Origin of the sequence: Streptomyces sp. NPDC032472 (assembly GCF_040636955.1) — a bacterium.
Taxonomy (GTDB): domain Bacteria; phylum Actinomycetota; class Actinomycetes; order Streptomycetales; family Streptomycetaceae; genus Streptomyces.
The window spans coordinates 1-8,358 of record NZ_JBEZVK010000135.1 but is presented as its reverse complement, the minus strand read 5'-3'; the positions used below and the strand labels follow the sequence as shown (position 1 = coordinate 8,358).

The 8,358-nt window shown below is 76.5% G+C and carries 7 protein-coding genes; 3 read left to right on the top strand and 4 right to left on the bottom strand.

What is annotated here, in order from left to right; genetic code table 11:
- Positions 1-178: 178 nt before the first annotated feature.
- Positions 179-592 (top strand): hypothetical protein, encoded by a 414-nt coding sequence (locus AB0F11_RS36610; protein WP_362183744.1) that lies wholly within the window; start codon positions 179-181, stop codon positions 590-592.
- Here AB0F11_RS36610 and AB0F11_RS36605 read toward each other — a convergent pair.
- From AB0F11_RS36605 to AB0F11_RS36590, 4 genes are all read right to left on the bottom strand, one after another.
- Positions 546-1,484, bottom strand: coding sequence for a trypsin-like peptidase domain-containing protein (locus AB0F11_RS36605; RefSeq protein WP_362183741.1), 939 nt, complete (start codon positions 1,482-1,484; stop codon positions 546-548). The genes AB0F11_RS36610 and AB0F11_RS36605 overlap by 47 nt on opposite strands.
- 11 nt (positions 1,485-1,495) lie before the next feature.
- Entirely contained in the window at positions 1,496-3,013 is a 1,518-nt protein-coding gene (locus tag AB0F11_RS36600) for an FAD-binding oxidoreductase (protein ID WP_362183738.1), read from the bottom strand.
- 615 nt (positions 3,014-3,628) lie between these two features.
- Complete coding sequence (locus AB0F11_RS36595; RefSeq protein ID WP_362183735.1) at positions 3,629-4,252, bottom strand: DinB family protein; 624 nt, start codon at positions 4,250-4,252, stop codon at positions 3,629-3,631.
- Positions 4,253-4,324: 72 nt separating this feature from the next.
- Positions 4,325-5,851: an IucA/IucC family siderophore biosynthesis protein gene (locus AB0F11_RS36590; protein ID WP_362183747.1), complete on the bottom strand. Its 1,527-nt coding sequence runs from the start codon at positions 5,849-5,851 to the stop codon at positions 4,325-4,327.
- Positions 5,852-5,962: 111 nt separating this feature from the next.
- Here AB0F11_RS36590 and AB0F11_RS36585 point away from each other — a divergent pair, with 111 nt between their 5' ends.
- Entirely contained in the window at positions 5,963-7,516 is a 1,554-nt protein-coding gene (locus tag AB0F11_RS36585) for an IucA/IucC family protein (RefSeq protein ID WP_362183732.1), read from the top strand.
- A gap of 135 nt (positions 7,517-7,651) precedes the next feature.
- Positions 7,652-8,358, top strand: a 707-nt coding sequence (locus AB0F11_RS36580; RefSeq protein WP_362183729.1) for a GntR family transcriptional regulator, incomplete at its 3' end; no start/stop codon positions are given.

The following is an 8,358-nucleotide window of genomic DNA, read 5'->3' as shown; positions in this document are numbered from 1 at the left end:
GGCGCGGGTGCCCCGCCGGGGCGTCGCCCCCGACGCCCCGGCCGAGCCCCCGCTGCGCGGATCCCCCTGACGCCGCGGGCGAAGCCCCGTTGCGCGGGTCCCCCGGTACCAGTGGCCGGCGCCCGTGCCGCCGGCAAAGGGGCGGCGAACCCGGCGGGCGGACGCTCGTTGTGTCGGTATGCAGCAGTTGCCGATCGACGCGGCGCCCGGGGTCGGGGAGCGGGCCGATGCTGCGGCCGATGCCGCTTGTCATCTCTACGACGCCGTCGCGCCCTTCCGTTCCGCCGGGCCCTCGGGGACCGCCGGGCCCGGCGGGTGGAGCCTTACTGCCGCGGAGGACGCCGCCGAGACCATCGAGACCACCGCGCACGCCCTCGCGCTCATCCACCCGCAAGCCGAGGTCATCCTGGCCCCCGTGCACGCGGCCCTGGCCGATCTGCGCCGTCGGCTCGCGCTCCCGCCCGCGGACGCGCTCGGCGCCGAGGAGGCCACCGCGCTGCCCCGCGCGGTGGGCAACCCGCGCCGGACCCGCTGGGTCCGGGTCGTCACGCCCCCGCTGCCCCGGCAACAGCCTTCTCGTACAGGTTCCTGACGTCCGTGCCGAAGTACGAGCTGTACGAGGTGTCCGCCGTGTCCCCGCCGGTCTTCCAGCCGCCGATGACCCCGACGACGTCGCCCGTCTCGGTCTCCTTGTCGTAGCGGGTCAGGAACGGACCGCCGCTGGTCCCCCCCGGGTATCCGGTGCAGTCGATCCGCAGGAACGAGCCGGGAATCCCCGGGTCGGTGCTGGTGAACCTCGTCGTCCGGTTGACGCACAGCCGCGGGCGGGCCGCCGACGCCGGATAGCCGATCAGCGACACCTGCGGGTGCTCGTACGGGGCGCCGGTCACCAGCCGGTTCCCGCCCACCACCTCCTCGACCGGGAACCCGTCCGCGTCGGGGCCGACCTGCGCGAAGGCCACGTCGAGGGTGGCGGCCTTGTCGGCGCCCAGGCTCTTGTAGCGCGGGTCGATCCACACCTTCGACCGCCCCTCGGCGTCCCGCAGCACCGGGAACATGCCGTACGGCTGCGGGTTCTCCGCGGTGTACAAGGGCACGAACGCCACCTGCCGGGCGTCGGTCCCCAGCAGGCAGTGCGCCGCGCTGAGCACCAGGTTGCGGCCCGGGGAGGTGACCACGCTCGCGGTGCAGAAGTACGCGCCGCTGCCCTTCATCACGAACATCCGGCCGACGACCGGGATCCCGTCGAAGTCCGCGCCCGTCCCGGGGTCGGCGCCCGGCACCTGGGCCGCCCCGGCGTTGATGGGGGCCGCCGACGCCATCCGGTCCGCCGTCCAGAAGTCCTCCGCTTCCCGGGCGGACCACCGGCCGGTCGCCGGCGGGGCGCCGCTGCCGCTGCCGCTGCCCGCCTCGGCCTCGGGCAGCGGCCCGCCGGGCAGCAGCAGGGCGGCCGCCACCGCCGCCACCGTCAACACACGTCGCATGTCGGGCTCCTCTAGATGGCCTGGGGGAAACGGAACAGCCGGCCCGGGTCGTAGGCGCGCCGGACCTCTTCGAGGCGTGCGAGGTTCGACCCGTGGTAGGCCTCGCGCCAGGCGGGCAGCTTCGGGTCGGTGTAGTTCTGGTACGCGCGCCCGCTCGCCCAGGGGCGCAGGTCCTGCCAGAGCCCGTCGAGCCAGCGCTGGTGGCGGTCGGTGTCGCCCGGCGCCGCGGCCTGAGGCCAGTAGGCGAGGTACTGGGTGAGGAAGGCGCTGTCGCGGTGCACGAACGCGGTGTCGGCGGCCGCCGGCCGGTTCACGGCGCCGCCGCACTCCCCGGTGAACTGCACGACGCCGAAACCGCCGGGCGGCACGTCGCGGCCGTACCGCCGGACGGCGGCCAGCACGGCGGCGACACCGGGGTCCGGGAGGCCGGCCGGGCTCCAGAAGTCGGAGCGGGCGGCGTACGAATCGCGGCCGACCTGCCCCTCGGGCGTGCGGCCGGGCAGCGTTCCCGGCAGGTGGCATTGGGCGGCGGTCCGCTCCGCGCAGCCCGACAGGACCCGCAGGGTCTCCTCGTAGCCGGCGACGGTGGTCCGGGAGTCCTGCGGCGGGCTGCCGACCAGGTCGGCCAGGCGGGTCAGCTGGCGCTCCAGCTCGGCCCGTCCGTCGAGGCACAGTACGTACACCGTCGGGGGCGGTGGTGGCGGGCCGGCCTCGAACAGGAACTCCACCCGGCTCCACAGCGGTTCGGGCAGCCCGGCCAGCCAGCGCTGCCAGCCGCGCAGCAGCGCCGCGGAACCGGCGTCGGGCCAGCGGAGTTCGGCGCGGGCGCAGTCGGCGGCCGGGTGGGTGCGGAAGCGGAACTCGGTGACGACGGCGAAGTTGCCGCCGCCGGCGCCGCGCAGGGCCCAGAACAGGTCCGGGTCCCGGGCCGCGTCGACCTCGCGGACGGTCCCGTCCGGGGTGACGGCGGTCAGGCCGGTGAGGCGGTCGGAGGTGGTCCCGTACGCGCGGGAGGCGAGGCCCAGGCCGCCGCCGAGGGTGAGCCCCGCGATGCCGACGGTGGGGCACAGGCCGGTCGGCAGGCCGAGGCCGCGGCCGGCCAGGGTCCGGTTGACGTCGCCGAGCCGGGCGCCGGCCCCGATCCGTACGCCGGTCCCCTCGACGGTCAGGCCGGCCATGGCCCCGACGTCGACGACGAGGCCGCCGGCGCGGGTGGACCAGCCGGCGTAGCTGTGGCCGCCGCCGCGCGGCACCACGGGGACCGCCGAGCGGCGGGCGAAGTCCAGGCAGACGGCGACGTCGCCGGCGTGTGCGGGGTAGGCCACCGCGGCCGGGGCGACGGTGTCGTACCGGGGCTGGAACAGCTGCCGGGCCTCGGCGTAGTCGCGGTCGCCGGGCAGGACGACCCGCCCGTCGATCCCCCGGGCGAGCGCCCCGAAATCCGGCCCCCGTGCGGGCACCGCCGCGCCGACGGCCGCGAGGACGGCTGCGGGGGCGCTGCCCAGGAGTTGGCGTCGACGCAGGCTCACCCCTCCTTCCTGCCATCGCCCGCCCGGATCGCGGCGAAGGCAAGCCCGTGCCGCCGCGACAGCCCCCCAAACGGCCCACGCCCCACCTCAGGCTGGGCCCGGCCGCCCCCACCGGCGCGGGGGTCCGGCCAACCCCACCTCGCCGCCACCTGGGACGGGGGTCCGGCATTTTCAGCCTCGCCGGCGTTTGAGGCGCGGGTCCGGGCGGAGCCCGGTGCCCGGCGGAGCCGGGTTTCCTGGGGCGCTGCCCTACCCCAGACCCCGTGCCTCAATCGCCGACGGGGCTGAGTTTGCTGACCTCCCGCTTCGATAGCCGTGGGGCAGACTGGCCCGCCTTTGTTTGGGCGGCAGGCTGAGTCGAGCCGCGTCGGCCTTGTGTTGGGGGCCGGCTGTGGCGCCGTGTGGGACGGGGGTCCGGCATTTTCAGCCTCGCCGGCGTTTGAGGCGCGGGTCCGGGCGGAGCCCGGTGCCCGGCGGAGCCGGATTTCCTCGGGCGCTGCCCCAGGGCCCCCGCCTCAAACGCCGGCGGGGCCGAGATTGCCGCCCCCCGCTGCGACAGCCGTGCCGGCAGACATGGAAACCCCTCGCACAGGGGGCGGGCTGAGCCGAGCCGGCCTAGGGGTTGCGGCCAGACCCGCCGAGGCCTGGGGCGGGGGCCCGGAGGGCCGCCTCGTGGGCCGCCGCTTCCAGGCGGGTGCGGTGGGCGTCCCACCAGGCGGGCCCCTCGGCCGGAACATAGGGCTCGCCGGCCCGCAGGCCGGTGGCCCCGTCGACGAGTTCGCGGACGATGTCGGCATGCCCGGCGTGCCGCTGCGTCTCGGCGGTCATGTGGACCAGGGCACGGTGCAGCGACAGCTCCGCCCGCTTCCCGAACGGCACCCGGCCCGTAGCCTCCAGGTCCAGGGCCTCGATCGTTTCGTCCGAGTGCGCCCACGCGGCCCGGTAGAGGCCGGTGATCTGCTCGCGTGATTCCTCCGGCCCGGCCCACAGGTCCGCGTTCGGCTCGGCGTCCCCCGTGACCCACAGCCCCGGGGCCTCGAACGGGCGGCCGAACGTCGCGCCGAAGTACAGGGCCTCGGCGCCCGTGACGTGCTTGACCAGGCCCAGCAGGTTGGTGCCGGTCGGGGTCATGGGGCGGCGGACGTCGTACTCCGAGAGGCCTTCCAGCTTCCAGAGCAGCGCGTCGCGGGCGTCCTGGAGGTAGATGCGCAGGTCGTGCTTGGCGGCGGATGCGGTCATGCGTGCAGTGTGTCGGGCGGCCGATGTCCGCGCACCGGGGTTTCCACCGCTCACCTGCGGGGCAAGCCCGCCTCACCCCCCGGCCAGCGGGTTCGGCAACTCCGCCCACTGGTCGCCCGGGACGCCCGGGCTGAGCCGCATCAGGGTGAGCGCCTTGGTCGGCAGCGGGCCGCCCAGCAGCGCCCCGGTGTCGGCGGTGACCGGGAGCCCGGCCGCCTCGGCCAGCATGTCGCCGAAGGCCGCGGCCGAGCCGGCGGTGGCCCCGAGTGCCCCCGTCAGGAGCGAGCCGAACAGCTTGCGCCGCAGCACCGTGACGTCGTCGTCGACGAGACGGCCCGACACCGGCGGCACCGGCAGGCCGTGCCGGGCGAGCCGGGCCGGGCTGATCCGGATGTCGGCGAGGTCCCGGTAGACCAGCCGCACCGGGGCGTCGTCGGCGGCGAGCACGACGAGGAGGTTCTGCCCGTGGGCCTCCAGCGCCACCCCGAGGTCCAGCACCCGCAGGCAGACGGAGAGCGCCAGGCGGGCGAAGCCGGCCCGCCAGGCCGCCGACCGCGCGAACGGGGCGTCCGCCAGCACGGCGACCGGGACGACCCGCTCGCCCGCCGCGGCATCCGCGTACACCTCCGGCGGCTCGCGCAGCACGGCCGCCAGGTCCGGGGTGTGCGCGGTGACGGCCCCCAGGGTGCGGGTGATGTGCAGCCGCCCGTCGAGCCGTGCGCAGAGCTCCTGCGCGAAGGCGGACACCGCGGCCGCCGTCTCGATCGAATAGCCCGAGATGTCCCGTACGGAGGAGGTGAGCCGGGTGCTCAGCGCCGTCTTCACGTGCGGCCCGCCCGACACCGGGCTGAGCGTTCGCAGCGACATCAGCGGGTGCGCCGCGTACCCGGCGCGCAGGGCGTCCGGATCCCGGCCCGTCTGCTTCAGGACATGCCGGGCCTGCCAGGGGTGTACGGGCACGAGGATCCGGCCGCCGTCGCGCAGTTCGGCCGGCCAGCCGCCCGCGACCAGGCATTCCGTGGCCGCAACGGCGGCCAGGCCGAGCGTGACGACCGGCCGGTGCTCCGGTGCGTACGCGAGCTGCTCGGCCACCGTGAACCCCGGACGGGAGCGGCAGTTGGGGTGGTAGGGGTGCCCGTCGACGATCCGCTGCTCCCACTCCCAGGTGGTCCCCGGCTCCGGCTCCGGCGCGGCCGGCTGCCCGGCCCGCGACAGGGCCAGTGAGGCGGTGCTGTCGTCGAGTTCGGCGGCGAACGCGTCCCCGTGCGGTACGCCCAGGGCGCTCATCAGCCGTCCGGCCTGCCGGTACGAGACGCCGTCGAGGAGCAGCTCGTCCACCGTGGCGGCGGTCGTGTACGGGTCCGCCGCCGGGCCTTCGAGCCGCCTGCCCCCGGCCAGCAGGAGGGTGATGCCGTCCGGGCCCCGCTCGCGCCGCACCACCCAGGGCAGCGGTTCGAAGGCCAGCGCCCGCCACAGCCGGGTCAGCACCGCGGCCCGGGCGCCGCCGAGCGCGGCGCCGTACGGGCCGGCCAGCGCGGGGCGCACCTCGGCCAGTTCGGCGGATACGGCCTCTTCGGCCGGGGAGTGGGGGAGGTTCATGCTGGGGTGCAGGGCCCTGTTCCTCTCGCGGGTCATTGTGGTGATCACGTCATCATCGCGGATACTTAAGATCACGGCCGGTGGTACGCCCTGCGCACCCCGGCGCACTGGATGGACCGAATGGAATCCGTGGACCTCAACGCCGCAGCCGACGCCCTTGCCGCCACCCCGCTGCTCAACTGCCTGTTGCGGGAGGCGACCGACCCGGAGGGCGGGGACGTCCACCGGCTGCGCGGCAGCGGCCGGCTGCTGCGGGTGCGGGGCGGGCGTCGGCCCGTGCGCCCCGAACTGGGCACGGCGGACGGCTGGCGGGCGCTCAGCCACACCGAGCTGGTGAAGCTGACCGCCGACGAGCTGCACCGGTACACGGGCACCGGCAACGACGAGCTCCCGGTCGAGATCGCCGACAGCCGCGAGACCGTCGCCGCGCTGCTGGCCGCCCGCGCCGCCGCCGAGCCCCCGCAGGACCCGTACGTGCTGTCCGAGCAGTCCCTCGTCATGGGACACCCCTACCACCCGGCGCCCAAGGCCCGGGGCGGCGCGCCCGCCGCGAGCTGGCTGCCGTACGCGCCGGAGGCCCACGCCCGCTTCCCGCTGGTCTTCCTCGGGCTGCGCGAGGACCAGGTCGCCGAGGAGGGCGGGGCGGGCGCGGCCGCGGCGGTCGACGCGCTCGCCGACCTGGCGGACGGCCCGCGCCCGCCCGCCGGCTACCGGCTACTGCCCGCCCATCCGTGGCAGCTCGACCTGGTCGGCGGCTCGCCCGCGGTCCGGGCGGCCCTCGATGACGGGCGGCTGCTGCGGCTCGGCACGGGCCGGCTGCCGGTGTGGCCCACCGCCTCCGTACGGACCCTGTACGTGCCCTGCCCCGACTCCGGCCCGGGCCCCGATGCGTTCGTGAAGTTCAGCCTCGACGTCCGCATCACCAACGACGTGCGCCGGCTGTGGCGGCACGACCTGCTGAAGCTGCGCCGGGCCGACGAGGCCGTGGCGGCCGGGTTCGCGGCCATGCGGCGCGCGGGCTCGAACGCGGCCTGGCTGTCGGACCGCGGCTACCGGACCGCCGCCTTCGCCTTCGAGGAACTCGCGGTGCTCGTGCGCGACGGACTGCGGGCGCACGTGGAGCCGGGGGCGACCCCGCTGCTCGCCGCGTCCCTGGCGGAGGGCTTCGCCGGCAGCCCGCTGGCCCGCACCCCCGATCCGGCCGGCTGGTGGCGGGCCTACCTGCGCCGGGTGGTGCCGCCGGTGCTGGAGCTGTTCGACCGGCACGGCGCCGTCCTGGAGGCCCACCTGCAGAACACCCTGGTCGCCTGCGATGCGCAGGGCATGCCGGTGCAGGCCCTGTTCCGCGATGCGGAAGGGGTGAAGCTGCTGCCGGAGCCGGGTCGGGCGGCCGCCTGGCAGCGGCTGGTCTACTGCCTGGTCGTCAACCACCTGGCGGAGATCGCCGGGGCGCTCGCCGAGGCGCACCCCGGGATGGCCGGGCGGGTGTGGCCCGCGGCGCGCGAGGAGTTCCTGCGCTACGACGCCGAGCGCGGCCTGCCCGAGATCGCGGAGCTGCTCGCGGCCCCGTCCCTGCCGGCCAAGACGAACCTGCTGCTGCGCTGGACCCGGGCGGACGGCGCGGACGCCCGCTACCTACCGCTGCCCAATCCGCTGCGGTCGTAGGGCCGGTCCCGCGGAGCGGCGGGATCCGGCCAAGGTGGGGCGCGGCCCCGACACACCCTCTCCCAGAGGTATAGACCAATGCTACGTTGGGCGGGCAGACCGCGCATTCCTTGACCACCCGTCAGAGGAGCAGCCATGCCCTCCCCTTCACGGGGCGGCGGCCCGGCCGCCATGCCCAAGTACCAGCGGATCGCCGCAGCGCTGCGGCACGAAATCGAGCACGCCGAGCACGGACCCGGCGGCAGACTTCCCTCGGAGCGCACCCTGGCCGCCCGCTACCGGGTCAACCGGCAGACCGTACGGGCAGCGCTGCAGCAGTTGCGCGAGGAAGGCCTCATCGTCACCGAGCGCCGGGGGACGCGGTCGGCGGTCGCGATGCAGCCGGCCGGGCGGGGGCGTGCGCTGGGCGGGGCCCTGCAGGCGTACGGGGTCGCGCCGACGGGCGAGGTCCTGGCGGCGTACGGGGTCGCGCCGACGGGGGGAGTCCTGCCGGGGTACGGAGCCGCGCCGACGGGCGGGGCGCTGCCGGGGTACGGGGCCGACCGGGCGGACCGGGCGCTCACGGTGGACCGGCACGGCGAGACGGCGGACCGGCACGGCGAGGCGGCGGAGCGGCACGGCGAGGCGGCGGTTCGCGGCAGGGCCGCGGAGCGGCGCAGCGAGGTGAACGAACTGCTCCCGGAGGACCGGCCCGGCTGGGTGGACCACGTGCTGCCGCCGGTCCGGCCCGGTGGGGCGGGCCAAGGGTTCCCGACGGAGCAGCACGGCGGGGCGGCCGACCGGCCCGGCCGGGTGGCCCCGGCACCGGCGGCGAGCCCCCGCGCACCGTCCGACGGCACCGC